The organism is Brevibacterium sp. HMSC24B04 (assembly GCF_001806835.1).
Taxonomy (GTDB): Bacteria; Actinomycetota; Actinomycetes; order Actinomycetales; family Brevibacteriaceae; genus Brevibacterium; species Brevibacterium ravenspurgense.
Genome location: NZ_KV786068.1, coordinates 219,185 through 236,361, shown reverse-complemented (window position 1 = coordinate 236,361; position 17,177 = coordinate 219,185). Strand labels below are relative to the sequence as shown.

Sequence of the window (17,177 nt, the reverse complement as noted above, 5' to 3'; positions counted from 1 at the left end):
CGGTGCAGATAGGAGCGATGCGGGATGAGCGACGAGCGGCGCAGCAGAGTTCTGCGGGCCATCGTCGAAGACTATGTGGCCACCAACGAACCGGTTGGCTCGAAAGCCCTCGTTGAACGTCACAAGCTCGGTGTTTCCTCAGCCACCATCCGCAACGACATGGCGGCACTCGAACAAGAAGGCCTCATCGCACAGCCCCACACATCGGCCGGCCGCATCCCGACCGATGCGGGCTACCGTGCTTTTGTCGACCGCATTGACGACGTCAAACCGCTCTCCAGTGCAGAAAAGCGGGCCATTTCCCAGATCCTGTCCAGCACGCAGAGCATTGACGACACCCTCGCGCAGACAGTCCGCCTGCTGTCGCGGCTGACACACCAAGTTGCCCTCATCCAGTATCCGGTGCGCGCTCAGACCACCATCCGGCGCATCGAATTGGTGCAGTTGAGCCCCGAGCGGATCCTCGTCATCCTCATCACCGACACCGGTGAAGTCGAACAGCGCATAGTCGAAGCGCTCGACCCGGTTGACGAAGACGATGTCCGCGGCATGCGGCGGGCCTTCAACGAAGCGCTGGAAGACACGCGGCTGGACGCCGTCGAAGACACCCTCAGCGGACTGGCGGTGCCCGTGGCACTGGCTCAGACGGCAACCGCAATCGCCGAACGGCTGGTGGAACTTGCCCGCAGCAAGAGGCAGGACCGGCTCATCATGGCAGGGGCCGCCAACCTCGCCCGTGCCGGAAGTGAGTTCGGCACCCACATGGGCCCGCTGCTTGAAGCAATCGAAGAGCAGGTCGTGCTGCTCAAGCTGCTGGCGGATATGCAGGCTGACGGAATTGCCGTTCAGATCGGCAGTGAGAACCGCTTCGAAGCCCTGGCCGGAGCATCGCTTATTGCAACCGGCTACGGAACAGAAGACACAACCGCTTCACTGGCAGTGCTCGGCCCCACCCGCATGGACTACCCAACGACAATGGCGGCAGTCAGAGCCGTAGCGAAATACGTCTCAACCATCCTGTCGGACTGACTGTACGCTCTGACCGGCTGACCGCCCGACCGAAGACCGCAAGCACACAATCGAACCCCGCACTTTTCACAGACGCATCCGAACGAAAGAAGAAGCAGTGAGCGATCACTACGAAACACTTGGCGTTGAACGCGACGCTTCCGCAGACGACATCAAAAAGGCCTACAGGAAGCTCGCCCGCAAGTACCACCCGGACGTCAACCCCGGACACGAAGACGAATTCAAGAAAGTCTCCGTCGCCTACGAAACACTGTCCGACCCGGATAAGCGACGCCACTACGACATGGGCGGCTCCACTGGGGGTGCCGGCCGATTCGGCGGCTTCTCCGACCTGTTCGACACGTTCTTCGGCGGGGGAGGACCGCGCCATGCTGGCCCTCCGAACCAGCGTGTGCGCCCCGGTCGCGACGCCCTCGTGGAACTCACCATCGACCTTGAAACCGCTGTCTTCGGCGGCAAAGAGGACATCCGCGTGCAGACGGCCGTCATGTGCGAAACATGCCACGGCGGCGGTGCCCGCGAAGGCACCAAACCCGAAACCTGCGGCCTGTGCCACGGAGCGGGCACCATTTCGACTGTTCAGCGGACCATCCTGGGTGACATGCGCACCCAGCAGGTGTGCGGCAACTGCTCCGGCTACGGCGATGTCATCAAAGACCCCTGCAACAGCTGTGGCGGCGAAGGCCGAGTGCGCGAAGAGAAGACCCTCGCCGTCAAAATTCCCGCCGGTGTGCACGACGGCACCCGCATCCTCCTGTCCGGCCACGGCGAAGTCGGCCCCGGCGGTGGCCCGGCTGGTGACCTCCACATCGAAATCACCGTCCGCGAACATGACGTCTTTACCCGCGACGGCGATAACCTGCGCGCAGAACTGTCCGTGCCCATGACCACTGCGGCGCTCGGCAGCACCGTGACACTCGAAACCTTTGACGGTCCGCGTGAACTCACGATCGAACCGGGCACCCAGACCGGCACCGTGGAAACCCTGTCCGGGCTTGGTGCGGGCCGCCTGCGCCGGGAAAGCCGCGGCGACCTGCTGGTGACGGTCGTCGTGCAGACGCCCACCAAACTCAGCGGCGAACAGAAGAAGCTTCTGCAGCAGCTTTCAGAAATGCGCGGCGAAGACTCTGCTGACCACGGTCTGCAGAAGAAGTCCAAGAGCCCCTTCAGCCGCTTCCGCGAAAGGTTCGCACAGAGGTCGTGACTCTTCCGGTCTTCTACACTGACGCCCCGCTGGCGGAGGTCAGCCCCGGCCAAAGCCTCCTGCTTACCGGCCAGGCACACCGTCACGCCGTGATCGTACGGCGGATGAAAGCCGGCGAAGCCCTCGAACTCACCGACGGGGCTGGTCTGCGGGTGCGCGGGGTTCTCGAGTCGGCTTCTAAAGAAGCCGCTGTCCTTAAGATTGACGAGGTGGAGCATGAGCATCCGCAGACCCCTCGGCTTGGTCTGATCCAGGCTTTGGCCAAGGGCGACCGAGACCTAGCGGCAGTGGAAACCGCGGTTGAAGTCGGCGTCGACGTGGTTGTTCCGTGGCAGGCGCAGCGCTCAATCGTGCAGTGGAAAGGCGCGAAGGCCGCTAAAGCGCACGACAAATGGGCCAACCTCATCCAGGCGGCAGCCCTCCAGTCCCGGCGCGTGAACTTTCCACAGCTCGAGCAGCTGAGCTCCACCTCGTTCGCCGTCCAGAAAGCGCGCGAAGGCGCGCTCGTGATTGTTCTGCACGAAAGCGGAACCCGGCCTTTCGTGCAGACTGTGCGCAGTGAGCTCAGACAGCGTGAGGCGGATGAAATCTACGTGGTCGTCGGCCCCGAGGGCGGTATCACGGACGCAGAACGACAGCAGATGGAAGAAGCCGGAGCCGTCACCGCGGTGCTCGGCCCTACGGTTCTGCGGGCATCTTCGGCAGGCCCAATCGCACTCGCCCTGGCCCAACAAGAACTGGGGCGCTGGGACCCGTCCGAAAACAGCTAGGCTGGTAGAAGACAACTGAGGAAAGGAAGCTCTCCTGGACACTGACCAGAGCACCGCACTGTCCGTTCCCGAATCCGTCGACCTCATCGCGCTGTACGGACCGCAGGATCAGAACCTGCGGACAGTCGAAAAGCTGTTCCCCGACGTCAAAATCCATGTCCGCCAGCGCACCATCCAGCTGACCGGCGACCCCACGAGTGTGGCCCGCGTGACCGAAGTGTTCGGCCACATGCGCAAAATCATCGCCAGCGGCGGCCGCCTCGACCCCGAAGCCGTATCTCGCGTGGCCGGAATGCTCGACGAGGGCCAGGACTCGGCGAAGGTCATGACCGACAACATTCTCTCCACCCGCGGCAAGACCGTGCGGCCGAAGACTTTCGGCCAGCACGAATACGTCACCTCGATCCGCGAGAACACCATCACGTTCGGGATCGGCCCGGCCGGTACCGGCAAAACGTACCTGGCGATCGCCATGGCCGTGCGCGCCCTGCAGAACCAGGAAGTCTCCCGCATCATCCTGGCCCGCCCGGCGGTCGAAGCGGGGGAGAAGCTCGGCTTCCTGCCTGGCACTCTTGACGAAAAGATCGACCCCTACGTGCGGCCGCTGTACGACGCGCTGCACGACATGATCGAAGCCGAGCGCATCTCATCGCTGCTGGACCAGGGGATCATTGAAGTGGCCCCACTTGCCTACATGCGCGGCCGCACACTCAACGACGCCTTCATCATCCTCGACGAAGCGCAGAACACCACGCCCGAACAGATGAAGATGTTCCTCACCCGCCTGGGCTTCAATTCCCGCATGGTGGTCACCGGCGACACCAGCCAGATCGACCTGCCCGGCGGTACGAACTCTGGACTCAACGTGGTTCAGTCGATCCTCGGCAATGTCGACGACATCAAATTCCACCGGCTGACCGCGAAAGACGTCGTCCGGCACTCACTCGTGACGAAGATCGTCCAAGCCTACGAAGAATGGGCGTAGAACAGCACCGACCATGAGCATAGAAATCCACAACGAAACACCCGCGGACGTCGACCTTGAAGCGGTGCGCGGCGTAGCTGCACTCGCGTTGGAACATCTGCAGATCCACCCGGATGTTGAACTGTCCATCCAGTTCATCGACACCGAACAGATGAGCCAGCTGCACGTGCAGTGGATGGATCTTGAAGGCCCCACCGACGTCATGTCCTTCCCCATGGACGAACTGCAGCCCGGCGCTCAGGCCGGCATGCTCGGTGACATCGTCATCTGCCCTGACGTCGCACAGCAGCAGGCAGAAGCCAACGGCCACAGCCAAGCTGACGAAATCCAGCTGCTCACCGTCCACGGTGTTCTCCACCTGGCCGGCTACGACCACGGAACGGCTGAAGAAAAGCAGGAGATGTTCGGCAAACAGGCCGATGTTCTTCGCGCCTGGTTCGCCCACACCGAACCCGGGCGAACGCGGCTGCCGATCCCCACGGAGTCCTAAGTGGAAATAGCCCTGAACTTCCTGCTGGCACTGCTGAGCCTCACCCTGGCGGCGGTGCTGGCAGCTGCTGACGCCGCGTTTTCCACAGTCAGCCATCACGAAGTCGAAGAAGCAGTCGAGGACGGCAAGCACACAGCCCCGAAGGCTGAGCGGATCCTGAAAGACCTGCCCACGCACATCAACGTGCTGACCTTTGTGCGGCAGCTGTTTGAAACTGCCGCCGTCGTGTTCACCCTGCTGGGCTTTACAAGCTTCATCGACAGCATGCCCACAGCGCTCATTGTCACCGCCCTGACATCAGCTGTCGCCGTGTTCGTCATCGCAGGCGTTTCGCCCAGGACAATCGGGCGACGCAAAAACCTCACGGTTGTGCTTGCTTCGGCCCCGCTGGTCTCCGGCCTGCGCCAAGCACTCGGCCCGGTGGCCCGCGTGCTCGTATGGCTGGGCAACATGCTCACCCCGGCAAAGGTGTTCCGCGATGGCCCGTTCGTGACAGAAGAGCAGCTGCGCGACCTCGTGGATCGGGCCAGCGCCGGCAACATCATCGAAGACGACGAACGCGACATGATCGAAAGCGTCTTCAACTTAGGCGACACCCGGGCGTACAAAGTCATGGTGCCCAGGCCCGACCTCGTGTACCTGCGCTCTGAAAGCACACTCGAACACGCCATGACGGTGTTCCTGCGCTCGGGCTTTTCGCGCATCCCGGTTGTGGGCAAGGATCTTGACGACGTCCGCGGCATCGTGTTCCTCAAGGACGTCGCCCGGCGCCTGCACACCCACCCTGAGGATCGCGACCAGCCGGCCCTCGACATCGCCCGCCCCGTGACTTTCGTGCCGGACACCAAAACGGTGGACTCGCTCCTGCGCTTCATGCAGGTCGAAGCGACTCACATGGTCATCATCGTCGACGAATACGGCGGCACCGCCGGTCTGATCACGATTGAAGACATCGTCGAAGAGATCGTCGGGGAAATCGCGGATGAGTACGACCGCGATGAAGACGACATCGTTCCGCTCGAAGGCGGGGGAGCGCGCGTTGCTACCCGCACCGACATCGAGGACGTTGCAGAATACTTTGACGTGCGGATCGACGAGGAAGACGTCACCACCGTCGGCGGTCTGCTGGCAAGCGAACTGGGCGAGGTGCCGATTGCCGGCTCTGAAGCTGTCATCAACGGGCTGCGGCTGGTTGCCGAGCCGGGCCAGGGTCGCCGCCACCGCATCAGCCACGTCATCATCACCCGGGAGGAAGAATGAGTCTGTTCCGCGAAGTTCCCGACGACTTCCGCGCTGGTTTTGCCTGCTTCGTCGGCCGCCCCAACGCTGGAAAGTCGACGCTGACGAATGCGCTGGTCGGCACGAAGATCGCAATTACGTCGTCCAAGCCGCAGACCACGCGTCACACGATCCGCGGGATCGTCCACCGGGATGACCACCAGCTGGTTCTTGTCGACACCCCCGGTCTGCACCGTCCGCGCACCCTGCTGGGTTCGCGCCTGAACGACCTTGTAGCCGACACTCTGCGCAGCGTTGACGTCATCGCGCTGTGCATCCCCGCGGATGAAAAGATCGGCCCCGGTGACCGCTACATCGCCGAACAGCTGGCTGATTCACGCGGCTCGACGCCGGTCGTCTGCATTGTGACGAAAGCCGACAAGGTCGACCGTGCTGGCCTTGTTGAGGCTCTCACCGCCGCCGGTGAGCTCATGGACTTCGCAGACATCGTTCCGGTGTCCGCTGTGGACGACTTCCAGGTCGACACGGTCGACGAGGTTCTCGCCAAGCACCTGCCTTTGAGCCCGCCTCTGTACCCGGATGGGGACATCACGGATGAACCCGAGCGGGTCCTCATTGCGGAGTTCGTTCGCGAGGCCGCACTCGAAGACATCCGCGACGAACTGCCGCACTCCCTGGCGGTGCAGGTTGAGGAGATCCGCCCGCGCGAAGACCGGCCGGAGGACCGGCCCCTCATGGAGGTCTACGTCAACATGTACGTGGAGCGGCAGAGTCAGAAGGCCATCATCATCGGCCGAGGCGGATCTCGCCTGAAAGAAGTCGGTCGCAAGGCGCGCAAGCACATTGAGGGCATCCTCGGCACCCCTGTCTACCTGGACCTGCACGTGAAGGTCGCGAAGGACTGGCAGCGTGATCCGCGGGCTCTTGGTCGCCTGGGCTTCGAATTCGAATAAGCGTCGCTGCGGGCTGACGTCGGTGCCGTCCGGCACATCCGGCTACACTTGCCGGCGTGACTCAAGCCGTTCATCTCACCGACCGTGACCCCCGCGTCAATCGCAACGAACTTCTTGCTGACTTCGTACCGCCTCCGCAGTTCGAAGGGGTGTCCTTTGACAGCTACCAACCAGACCCGGCCCAGCCGTCCCAGTCGAAGGCGCGTGACAGCCTGCAGGCTTTTGCGCAGGCCGGACGAGGTGGAGGAGGGCTATTCAGGAAGCTCTTCGGCAAGGCCGACAAGGCAGCCGAGAAGGGCATCTACTTGGACGGCGGCTACGGTGTCGGCAAAACCCACCTGCTGGCCTCAGCGTGGCACGCCTCTGAAAAGCCCGCCGCTTTCGGCACGTTCGTCGAATACACCAACCTCATCGGCGCTCTTGGCTTTCCCACGGCTAAGGCGGAACTCGAGAAGATGAAGCTCGTCTGCATTGACGAGTTCGAACTCGATGATCCCGGTGACACCGTCATGATGTCGCGGCTGATGCGTGAACTGACCGATGCCGGCACGAAGATCGTGGCGACTTCCAACACCCTGCCGGGCGCACTGGGTCAGGGCCGCTTTGCCGCACAGGACTTCCTGCGCGAAATTCAGGCGCTGTCTGATCAGTTCAACGTTCTGCGCATCGACGGTGATGACTACCGTCACCGTGAAATCACTGAGCCTCCGGAGCCTTTGGGTGCTGAAGAGCTCGCAAGTGCCGAGGAGAAGGTTCTGAGTGATGGGCGAGTGCTTGCGACTGATGAGTTCCCCGAACTCGTTGAGCACCTGCAGCGAATCCACCCTTCGAAGTACCGCAGGCTCATTGATGGTGTGCAGTTTGCTTCGTGGCGGCAGGTTGAGCCGATCGGCAACGAGGGTGTCGCGCTGCGCTTTGTCGCTCTCGTAGACCGCCTGTACGACGCTGACATCGGGATTGTGAACTCCGGTATCCGCCTGGACAAGATCTTCTCCGATGAAATGCTCGGTGGGGGATACCGGAAGAAGTACATGCGCTGCCTTTCGCGCATGACGGCGCTGTCGTCGAAGTCCGTGGACGGTGCTGAAGAGAGTGCAGCCTGACCCGGTTTTGCGGGCTATGCGAACACCGATCGGCAGATGGTGACGAGGGTCACTGTCTGCCGATTTGGTTTTCTGCAAAAGGGTGTGTAATGTTTAGTCCTGTTGCACGGCACGAAGGGAAACCTTCAAAGTGCACCACGCGGATGTGGCTCAGTTGGTAGAGCATCACCTTGCCAAGGTGAGGGTCGCGGGTTCGAGTCCCGTCATCCGCTCTGGTTCGCCAGATATGGCGGTCGCCTCTGGTGGCGTGGCCGAGAGGCGAGGCAGCGGCCTGCAAAGCCGTATACACGGGTTCGAATCCCGTCGCCACCTCGAACAGGGCTGGCGCGATTGGCGCAGCGGTAGCGCGCTTCCTTCACACGGAAGAGGTCACTGGTTCGATCCCAGTATCGCGCACGGAGTTCGCTCCTTTAACTGAATAGCCTTTTATAGGCGCGATTGGCGCAGCGGTAGCGCGCTTCCCTGACACGGAAGAGGTCACTGGTTCGATCCCAGTATCGCGCACAGACTGCCGGGGGGTTTAAGCCCCCGGCTTTTTTGTGTCTTGCGGCTGTGGTCTGCTGTATCTGGAGATTCCCGGTGAACGTGAAATGAAGTTCTCCTGGAAATTTCTGCCAGTATCGGCGTTATGCTTTGGGAAGTTCGAATGATCAGTGAAGATCATGCTCGATTGCACCTGAACGAACAAAAACAAAAGGAAACCGCATGAGCGAGAACCCCTCCGGGCATAACGGCTCGAACCCGCAGAACAGCCCCTACGGCAACAATTACGACCCTTCGGGAAGCAGCTCCGGAAGCTACGGTCAGGGCAATTATGGCCAGGGAAACTACGGCCAGGGTGATTACGGGAGCCAGTACTCGCAGGCTGACTTCGGCAGCAGCTACGGGCAAGATGCTCAGCAGCCTGTTGGCAGCCAGGGCGGCTACGCCGACTACCAGCAAGACCTGCAGGCGTACGGCGGCAGTGACCTCTACGGGGCAGGCGGTCCCGGGGGCCCGGGTGGTCCATCGAGCACTGAAAAGAACAGTCTGGGCGTTATTTCACTGGTCTCCGGTATCGTTGGTTTTTTCATCTGGCTGGTCGGAATCGTTGCGATCATTACGGGCTTTATGAGCCTCAAGGCCGTCAAAAACGGTCAGGCCAACAACAAGGGCGTTGGCCTGACCGGTCTTATCCTGGGCTTCTTCACGACTGTGGTCGGCTTGATCGTCACTGTGATCGTCGTGATCTTCGTCGTTATCGGCATAGGTTCGGCAAACCCAGCGCCCGCTCCGGATGATCCCGGCAGCGGCACTGAAGCCCCGGCAGAACCACAAGGCGACGGTGACCCGGACGAATCCGGCGACAAGGGCGAAGCTGCGGGCGACGGAGCTGCTGAGGGCGACGACATCAACGCCGGATCTGACAAAGCCACGTTGATCGGAGCGTACGAAGGCATTGAGATCCGTGCGTACATTACAAGCGGCAAACCTGATAAGTACTCGATTCCCGAAGCATTTGCCGGCCGTGAGGTTCTTGTCATCAAGTACTTCCTGAAGAACACGAGTGACAAAGACGTTGAGATTGGCTCCGCTCGCATCAACTGCATTGCCAACGGTCAGGACTGTTCTAAGAATGTGCACGGCAAGATCGGCGACAGGAACCTTGACGTCCCGACCCTCGACCTAGGTGCCAAACCCATCAAAGCCGGTAAAGAACACGAGTTCCTTACAGCACAGGCAATCGAATACGATCGCGCTGGAGACGCCGAGATCTCGATTTCGATCATGAGCAAGGACTGGAGTGACGAAGAGGAATTCAAGATCAAGTGACCCTGCTTGAAACAGGCTGGTGAACGCGGGGTGGGAACAGGCGGTTCCCACCCCGCACAGTCTTTAAGTTGGCTGGTCACCAGATCCGGGCTCGTTCCCGTAAGAGCCAGCAGTTCCTGACTGCTGAATCGGACGTACGACCACACCTGCCAACGGGTACAGTAGAAACGCTGAAACGACCACATAAAAGGAGAAGCCGTGTCTGACACGCTGACCGTCGCCGGAGAAGAGATTCCCTACACCGAAGGGATGACGAGCACAGAGCTCTTTGCATCCGATCCGACGACAGTTGCCGTCTGGATCAACGGCACTTCCTGCGACCTTCACCGTGAGCTGCAACCCGGCGATGTCGTCGAGCCCATCAGCATCAGCAGCGAAGAGGGCCTCAACATTCTTCGCCACTCCACGGCGCACGTTGTCGCACAGGCCGTGCAGGAACTGTTTCCGGGAACCAAGCTCGGCATAGGCCCCTACATCACTGACGGCTTCTACTACGACTTCCAGGTTGAAGAGCCGTTCACACCGCAGGACCTCAAAGCCATTGAGAAGCGCTGCCAGCGGATCGTGAAAGAAGGCCAGACCTTCCACCGCACCGAAGTCAGCGACGACGAAGCTCGCACCCGCCTGGCCGACGAGCCCTTCAAGCTCGAGCTCGTCGAAGACAAGGGCAAGGGTGCCGAAGGTGCCAGCGTTGAGGTCGGCGGCGACCAGCTGACCATCTACGAAAACCGCAACCGCAAGGGCGACATCGTGTGGGAAGACCTCTGCCGAGGACCCCACCTGCCGTCTACCAAGCTCATCGGCAACGGCTTTGCCGTCACCAAATCCTCCGCAGCGTACTGGCGCGGCGACCAGTCCAACGCCAGCCTGCAGCGCGTCTACGGAACCGCGTGGCCCTCGAAGGATGAACTGCGCGCCTACCAGGAGCGCATCGCAGAGGCCGAACGCCGTGACCACCGCAAGCTCGGTGCGGAACTCGACCTGTTCTCCTTCCCCGATGAACTCGGTTCGGGCCTTCCCGTCTTCCACCCCAAGGGCGGCGTCATCAAACGCGTCATGGAGGACTACGTCCGCCAGCGCCACATTGAAGAGGGCTTCGAGTACGTGGGCACCCCGCATATCTCCAAGGAGACCCTGTACTATACCTCGGGCCACCTGCCGTACTACGGCGAGAACATGTTCCCGCCCTTCACCGTCGACAAGCACGTTGCCGAAGACGGCACCGTCACCCACGAGGGCACGGACTACCGGCTGAAGGCAATGAACTGCCCGATGCACAACCTCATCTACCGATCCCGCGGCCGCTCCTACCGCGACCTCCCGCTGCGTCTGTTTGAATTCGGCACCGTGTACCGCGACGAACCGTCCGGTGTTATCCACGGCCTGACGCGCGTGCGCGGCTTCGCACAGGACGATTCGCACTCCTACGTGGCAGAAGAAGATGCGGCAGCGGAAATCAAGCACCTACTGGACTTCATGCTGTCGCTGCTGCGCGACTTCGGCCTGGACGACTTCTACCTCGAACTGTCCACCCGCGAAGTCGACGGTGCTAAGAAGGACAAGTTCATCGGCTCCGACGAACAGTGGGAAATCGCCACGAACACCCTGCGCGAAGTTGCCGAAGCCACGGGTCTTGAGCTTGTACCGGACCCGGGTGGTGCAGCCTTCTACGGTCCGAAGATCTCGGTGCAGGCGCGTGACGCCATCGGCCGCACCTGGCAGATGTCGACCGTGCAGATGGACTTCAACCAGCCGGAGCGCTTCGACCTCGAATACAGCGCCTCGGACGGCACCCGCCGCCGCCCCGTGATGATCCATTCGGCCAAGTTCGGTTCGATTGAGCGCTTCATCGGCGTGCTCACCGAGCACTACGCCGGTGCGTTCCCCGTGTGGCTCTCACCCGTCCAGGCAACACTGGTTCCGGTGGCCGACGAATTCAACGACTACTGCTACGACATCGCCCAGAAGCTCAAGGCCAGGGGAGTACGCGTGGAGGTCGATACCTCCGACGACCGCTTCCCCAAGAAGATCCGCAATGCATCGAAGTCCAAGGTGCCCTACACGCTCATCGCAGGCGGAGAGGACCGTGACGCAGGTGCTGTGTCCTTCCGCTTCCGTGACGGCAGTCAGGACAACGGCGTGCCGGTCGACGAAGCCGTCGAACGGATCGTCAAGGCGATTGAGGAACGGGCACAGGTCTGATGGCGGGAATCCCCGAACCGGAAGCAGCCGCCGGGTTTCCCGGCGAACCCGACGGACTGCAGCGACTGTGGACACCCCATCGTTTCGTGTACGTCGGCGGGGAAGACAAGCCCGCTGACTCCAGCGAACAGTCCTGCCCGTTCTGCTCGGCACCTGAGCGCAGCGACGAAGACGGGCTCATCGTTGCCCGCGGCGAGCACGCTTTCGTGATCCTCAACCTGTACCCGTACAACCCGGGCCACGTGCTCGTCTGCCCGTACCGCCACGTGGCGGACTACACGGATCTGACAGCTGAGGAAACCGTTGAAATCGCCCAGATGTCGCAGAAGATGATGCGCGTCATCCGGGCGGCGTCTTCGCCGCACGGCTTCAATCTGGGCATGAACCAGGGCTCCGTCGCGGGAGCGGGAATCGCCGCTCACCTGCACCAGCACATCGTGCCCCGGTGGGGAGGGGATGCGAACTTCTTCCCGATCATCGCCGAAACCAAGGCTCTGCCGCTGGTCCACGGGCAGGTGCAGAAGCTCTACAGCGAAGAATGGAACCGACAGGAACCGCACAACGGCGATGCTGACCTCTAAGCTGCGCGGTGCGGTCGAGGTCTGCACGCGGCCCGTAGCTGCTGTGTTGGGCAGGCTGGGGCTGACACCGAACGCGATCACGGTCATCGGCACCGTCGGCACCGTCCTGTCGGCCGCTGTTCTCTATCCGCTCCAGCACTACTTCTGGGGCACCGTGGCTGTGACGTTCTTCGTCCTGTTCGACATGCTCGATGGGACGCTCGCCCGGCTGCGGGGCACCACCAGCAGGTGGGGAGCTTTTCTGGACTCGACACTCGATCGGGTTGCCGACGGGGCGGTGTTCGGCAGTCTTGCCGCCGCCGCTTTTCTCACTGACCGGCCGATAACGGGTGGGCTGGCTCTGTTTGCCCTGGTCTTCGCCTTCACGGTGTCCTACACCCGCGCCCGAGGTGAAGCTGTTGGCGGGGACGGTTCGGGTGGTCTGATGGAGCGCACGGAGCGCTTGGTCGTGGTGCTGGTGGCCGCTGGTTGTGCTGGCCTCGGTGCGCCGTATAGTCTGCTCACTATTGCTCTTGCACTGGTTGCCGCCGGTGCCCTTGTGACTGTTTTTCAGAGAATGCGCTCGGTGTTCCTGAGCGTGAAATCGGAGGACGCGCTATGAAGGTCCGCACGGCTGCCCGCGTGGTGCTTCTCAATGCCGAAGACGAAGTCTTTATGCTCCAGTGCCGCGACCTGGGCGATGACTCGAGGCGCTACTGGTTCACCGTCGGCGGCGGAGCAGAGCTGGGGGAGACCTCGAAGCAGACCGCGGCACGCGAACTCGCCGAAGAGACCGGCATCGAGTGCGACCCCTCTGAGCTTCTGGGCCCCCTGGCCACCCGCCGTGTCTCCATCCAGTTCTCCACTGGTGTCCTGGTGCAGGACGAGGTGTATTTCGGTATGCGCTGCACGGAAGACATCGACCTTGATGAAGCCATGTGGAGCGACAAGGAAAAAGCGGCCATCACCGGTTCGCGCTGGTGGTCCAAAGAGGAAGTCGAGAACTCTTCCGAGGTGATCTACCCTCCCGAGCTTCCCCTGCTGATCGACCTTGTCAGCACGGGTGCCGAACCCGTGTCGCCGCTTCCCCTGGGCGTTCCCAGCGGTGTTGAGTAGACGGTCGGACTCTTAAGTCCGTGGGGTGGTCTTACAATGTAGACCGGACATCAATCGAACGCGAGGAGAGAATTCGTGGCAGGTCACTCAAAATGGGCGACAACCAAACACAAAAAGGCCGCTATCGACGCTAAGCGCGGCAAACTCTTCGCGAAGCTTGTCAAGAACATCGAAGTAGCCGCCCGTGCCGGTGGTCCCGATGTCGATGGCAACCCCACCCTGTTCGACGCCATTCAGAAGGCCAAGAAGAACTCGGTTCCCGCCGACAACATCGAACGCGCGGTCAAGCGCGGCGGCGGTCTTGACGGTGATGGTGTGGAGTATTTCCCCATCACCTACGAAGCCTACGGCCCCGGCGGTGTCGGCCTGCTCATCGAGTGCCTGACCGACAACAAGAACCGCGCAGCCTCTGAGGTGCGCGTGGCAGTCAGCCGCAACAACGGCAACCTGGCCGACCCCGGTTCGGTGGCCTTCAACTTCGCCCGCAAGGGCGTCGTCGTGGTCAAGCAGTCCGCTGCTGACGACATGGCGATTCTTGAGGCAACCATGGACGCCGGTGCAGAAGAGGTCAAGGACCAGGGCGAAACATGGGAAGTCATTTCGGAAGCCACTGACCTGGTGCCGGTCCGCTCCGCTCTGCAGGAAGCGGGCATTGACTACGACAGCGCCGACCTGGCCTTCGTGCCGAACGTCGAAGTTCCGCTGTCGGTTGAAGATGCGCGCAAGCTCGCCACGCTCGTGGATGCGATCGAAGACCTCGACGACGTGCAGAACATCTACGACAACGCAGACATCTCGGACGAAGTAGCGGCTGCACTGGCCGAAGACTGACATGCGTGTTCTCGGCGTCGACCCGGGGCTGACCCGCTGCGGTATCGGGGTGATCGACTCCGGTCGCGCATCCCGGCCGTCGCTTGTGGCCGTCGACGTCATCCGCACCGACGCCTACGGGGCCTCGGACGTTCGTCTGGGCCTCATTGCGGATGCCTTCGACCGTTTTCTTGACGACTGCCGGCCGGACGTTGTCGCAATCGAACGGCCCTTCGCCCGTTCGGACGTGTCGACGATCATGGGGACCGCGCAGGCTTCAGGGCTGACGATGGGCCTTGCGGCACGGCGCGGAATCCCCGTGGCAATGCACACGCCATCGGAAATCAAGAAGGCCGTGTCCGGCAACGGGCGGGCTGATAAGAAGCAGGTGACGAACATGGTCACCCGCATTCTCCGACTCGATGAGCCTCCCAAACCCGCCGACGCGGCAGACGCCCTGGCAGTTGCCATCTGTCACCTGTGGCGCGGTGCAGTGGGGGCCCAGTCGACTCCCGGTTCGACGAAAGACGTTTTGGCCCGCCGCGCTCAAGGTCTGCAGGGTTCCGGCATGACGAAGGCGCAGGAACAGTGGGCCGCGGCGATTCGGACCGCAAAATCACGCTGACGAAGTGGCATACTGTTTTCGTACGTCTGTTCTAAAAATCTGAGGGTTTTCTTTGATCAGCTTTATTCAGGGGAGCGTTGAGTCGATCCACGCTGACTCCGTTGTCATTCTCACCCACGGCATCGGACGCAAAGTCTTTGTCAGTCCGTCGCTGCTGAGCAGTGTTCGGCACGGGCAGGACGTCGGGATCCACACGGAGCTCGTGGTGCGCGAAGACGCGCTCACCCTGTTCGGCTTTTCTTCCCGCGATGAACGGGACACCTTTGTTACCCTGCAGTCAGCTTCGGGCGTTGGACCCAAGCTCGCGATGGCGGTCCTGGCAGTGCTCACCCCGGGCGAACTTGCCGCCGCTGTAGAAAACGGAGACACCAAGGCGCTCACTCGAGTTCCCGGTGTCGGACCCAAGGTTGCGGGCCGCCTAGTGCTGGAACTGTCCGGAAAGATTACCGCCGCGCCCACGGGTGCAGAATCTGCTCCCCAGACGGGCGGCAAACAGGCAATCATCGCCGAAGTCGTGCAGGCACTCATCGGCTTGGGCTGGAAAGAAGCGAATGTGCAGCCGGTCGTGGAGACTGCGGCTGAAGATGATGCCAACAGCGACGTCAGCAGTCTGCTCAAGGCCAGCCTGCGCACACTCGGGAAGAAACGATGAGCGACGGGTACGAAATCGACTTCGGCGGCGACGAACCCACGCCTGCCGAACTTGAACGGCTGATGAGCGCAGGTGCGGGTTCGGATGAACGCGCTGCCGAAGCCGCTCTGCGCCCCAAGGGTCTGGATGACTTCACGGGGCAGCCGCAGGTTCGCGAACAGCTCTCACTCGTGCTCGATGCCGCGCGTGCCCGCGGCAAAGCACCCGATCACGTGCTCTTGTCCGGACCTCCGGGGCTTGGCAAAACGACTCTTGCGATGATCATCGCCCACGAAATGAACTCGCAGATCCGCATCACCTCGGGCCCGGCCGTCCAGCACGCGGGCGATCTCGCGGCGATTCTGTCTTCTCTGGAAGAAGGCGAAGTCCTCTTCATCGACGAAGTGCACCGCATGGCCCGCGCCGCGGAGGAAATGCTCTACGTGGCCATGGAAGACTTCCGAGTCGACGTCATCGTGGGCAAAGGCCCCGGCGCTACAGCGATTCCGCTTGACCTGCCGCCCTTCACCATGGTGGGTGCAACCACGCGCAGCGGTCTGCTTCCAGCACCCCTGCGCGACAGGTTCGGCTTCACGGGGCATCTCGACTTCTATTCGCCAGAGGACCTGCTGATCGTGCTGCGCAGATCAGCGCGGATGCTCGGCATAGAAGCTGATTCAGACGGTCTGGCTGAGATCGCAGGCCGGTCCCGCGGCACACCGCGGATTGCCAACCGCCTGCTCCGCCGTGTACGCGACTGGGCGCAGGTGCGCGGCACCGGGATCATCGACCTCCACGCAGCCCAGTCGGCATTGGAAGTCTACGAGGTCGACAGTCGGGGACTCGATCGGCTGGACCGCGCGGTGCTCGACACCCTGTGCCGTCGGTTCGGCGGGGGACCGGTGGGCCTGCAGACGCTCGCTGTTTCCGTTGGCGAAGAATCCGAAACGGTCGAAGAGGTTGCCGAACCCTTCCTCGTGCGCGAAGGGCTGCTCTCGCGCACACCCCGCGGCAGGATCGCAACGGCGGAAGGCTGGGAGCACATCGGCCTGACACCACCCGAGGGCGCTCTTTCCCAAATGTTCTGACCGGGTCTGCTTCCTTGCACACTCGCCGACGGTTTTCGCAGTGATTGACGACAACGGTAGAATGTACAAGGTTTGTTCTGACCCCACATGCGAAAGAGGTTTCCGGTGAACCCCAATCTTCTCATCATGCTCGCCCTCGGTGCGCTGCTCATCTTCATGATGGTCAGCTCCCGCCGCAAGCAGAAAGCCCGCCAGGAGCAGATCTCGCGCGGCCTCGTGCCCGGAGCGCGTGTTATGACCGGTGCGGGCATCTTCGGCACCGTCGTATCGGTTGACGAAGACACCAACCAGGTGACGATCGAATCCGGTCCCGGAACCCAGCTCATCGTCCACCGTCAGGCCATCGGCCAGATCGAAGTCGATGAAGCCAACGCACCGGCAGCACCGGCTGAGCCCAGCACCAACCAGGGTCCCATCCAGCGTGACGATGCTGACGAAACCCCGCTGAAGAACTCCGAACCCAGCATCACCGACGCCGAACTCGACGCTCACAACGAAGCCAAGCGCGCCAAGGGCGACGTCGACGACTCTGACGACGCTAAGTAACACCAACCAGAAAG

The 17,177-nt window shown here is 62.0% G+C and carries 18 protein-coding genes and 4 tRNA genes; all 22 read left to right on the top strand.

The annotated features are described in order from the left end of the window. Positions 1–24 precede the first annotated feature (24 nt). Positions 25–1,029 (top strand): heat-inducible transcriptional repressor HrcA, encoded by a 1,005-nt coding sequence (hrcA, locus tag HMPREF3092_RS01120; RefSeq protein ID WP_070423536.1) that lies wholly within the window; start codon positions 25–27, stop codon positions 1,027–1,029. Between the two features lie 97 nt (positions 1,030–1,126). Continuing rightward, entirely contained in the window at positions 1,127–2,233 is a 1,107-nt protein-coding gene (gene dnaJ / locus HMPREF3092_RS01115) for a molecular chaperone DnaJ (RefSeq protein ID WP_070423535.1), read from the top strand. Next, positions 2,230–3,003: a 16S rRNA (uracil(1498)-N(3))-methyltransferase gene (locus HMPREF3092_RS01110; protein WP_070423534.1), complete on the top strand. Its 774-nt coding sequence runs from the start codon at positions 2,230–2,232 to the stop codon at positions 3,001–3,003. The genes dnaJ and HMPREF3092_RS01110 overlap by 4 nt, the downstream gene beginning before the upstream one ends. 34 nt (positions 3,004–3,037) lie before the next feature. Further along, entirely contained in the window at positions 3,038–3,988 is a 951-nt protein-coding gene (locus HMPREF3092_RS01105) for a PhoH family protein (RefSeq protein WP_040377231.1), read from the top strand. Positions 3,989–4,001: 13 nt separating this feature from the next. Beyond that, a complete protein-coding gene (gene ybeY, locus HMPREF3092_RS01100) occupies positions 4,002–4,478 on the top strand; it encodes an rRNA maturation RNase YbeY (RefSeq protein WP_070423533.1) in 477 nt (158 codons plus the stop codon). Next, positions 4,479–5,738: a hemolysin family protein gene (locus tag HMPREF3092_RS01095; RefSeq protein WP_070423532.1), complete on the top strand. Its 1,260-nt coding sequence runs from the start codon at positions 4,479–4,481 to the stop codon at positions 5,736–5,738. It begins immediately after the preceding gene. Continuing rightward, positions 5,735–6,670, top strand: a complete 936-nt coding sequence (gene era / locus HMPREF3092_RS01090; RefSeq protein WP_019175155.1) for a GTPase Era — start codon at positions 5,735–5,737, stop codon at positions 6,668–6,670. The genes HMPREF3092_RS01095 and era overlap by 4 nt, the downstream gene beginning before the upstream one ends. A gap of 56 nt (positions 6,671–6,726) precedes the next feature. Then, positions 6,727–7,773: a cell division protein ZapE gene (gene zapE, locus HMPREF3092_RS01085; RefSeq protein ID WP_070423531.1), complete on the top strand. Its 1,047-nt coding sequence runs from the start codon at positions 6,727–6,729 to the stop codon at positions 7,771–7,773. Positions 7,774–7,912: 139 nt separating this feature from the next. Beyond that, positions 7,913–7,985, top strand: a tRNA-Gly gene (locus HMPREF3092_RS01080). A 29-nt stretch (positions 7,986–8,014) separates the two neighbouring features. Continuing rightward, positions 8,015–8,085 (top strand) — tRNA-Cys (locus HMPREF3092_RS01075). A gap of 12 nt (positions 8,086–8,097) precedes the next feature. After that, positions 8,098–8,169, top strand: a tRNA-Val gene (locus HMPREF3092_RS01070). A 36-nt stretch (positions 8,170–8,205) separates the two neighbouring features. Beyond that, positions 8,206–8,277, top strand: a tRNA-Val gene (locus tag HMPREF3092_RS01065). A 201-nt stretch (positions 8,278–8,478) separates the two neighbouring features. Continuing rightward, a complete protein-coding gene (locus HMPREF3092_RS01060; protein WP_070423530.1) occupies positions 8,479–9,585 on the top strand; it encodes a DUF4190 domain-containing protein in 1,107 nt (368 codons plus the stop codon). A gap of 249 nt (positions 9,586–9,834) precedes the next feature. After that, entirely contained in the window at positions 9,835–11,787 is a 1,953-nt protein-coding gene (thrS, locus tag HMPREF3092_RS01055) for a threonine--tRNA ligase (protein WP_370919354.1), read from the top strand. Next, positions 11,787–12,368: an HIT family protein gene (locus tag HMPREF3092_RS01050; protein ID WP_019175150.1), complete on the top strand. Its 582-nt coding sequence runs from the start codon at positions 11,787–11,789 to the stop codon at positions 12,366–12,368. Before thrS ends, HMPREF3092_RS01050 begins: the two co-directional genes overlap by 1 nt. Continuing rightward, entirely contained in the window at positions 12,355–12,969 is a 615-nt protein-coding gene (gene pgsA / locus HMPREF3092_RS01045; protein WP_019175149.1) for a phosphatidylinositol phosphate synthase, read from the top strand. Before HMPREF3092_RS01050 ends, pgsA begins: the two co-directional genes overlap by 14 nt. Continuing rightward, the gene (locus tag HMPREF3092_RS01040; RefSeq protein ID WP_019175148.1) at positions 12,966–13,463 is read left to right on the top strand and encodes an NUDIX hydrolase; all 498 of its coding nucleotides are present in this window, start codon (positions 12,966–12,968) and stop codon (positions 13,461–13,463) included. Before pgsA ends, HMPREF3092_RS01040 begins: the two co-directional genes overlap by 4 nt. Before the next feature lie 75 nt (positions 13,464–13,538). Then, positions 13,539–14,294 (top strand): YebC/PmpR family DNA-binding transcriptional regulator, encoded by a 756-nt coding sequence (locus HMPREF3092_RS01035; protein ID WP_019175147.1) that lies wholly within the window; start codon positions 13,539–13,541, stop codon positions 14,292–14,294. Position 14,295: 1 nt separating this feature from the next. After that, a complete protein-coding gene (ruvC, locus tag HMPREF3092_RS01030; RefSeq protein WP_019175146.1) occupies positions 14,296–14,898 on the top strand; it encodes a crossover junction endodeoxyribonuclease RuvC in 603 nt (200 codons plus the stop codon). A gap of 52 nt (positions 14,899–14,950) precedes the next feature. After that, positions 14,951–15,550 (top strand): Holliday junction branch migration protein RuvA, encoded by a 600-nt coding sequence (ruvA, locus tag HMPREF3092_RS01025; protein WP_019175145.1) that lies wholly within the window; start codon positions 14,951–14,953, stop codon positions 15,548–15,550. Then, a complete protein-coding gene (ruvB, locus tag HMPREF3092_RS01020; protein ID WP_019175144.1) occupies positions 15,547–16,617 on the top strand; it encodes a Holliday junction branch migration DNA helicase RuvB in 1,071 nt (356 codons plus the stop codon). The genes ruvA and ruvB overlap by 4 nt, the downstream gene beginning before the upstream one ends. Before the next feature lie 105 nt (positions 16,618–16,722). Then, complete coding sequence (gene yajC, locus HMPREF3092_RS01015; protein WP_019175143.1) at positions 16,723–17,163, top strand: preprotein translocase subunit YajC; 441 nt, start codon at positions 16,723–16,725, stop codon at positions 17,161–17,163. The last annotated feature ends 14 nt before the right edge of the window (positions 17,164–17,177 follow it).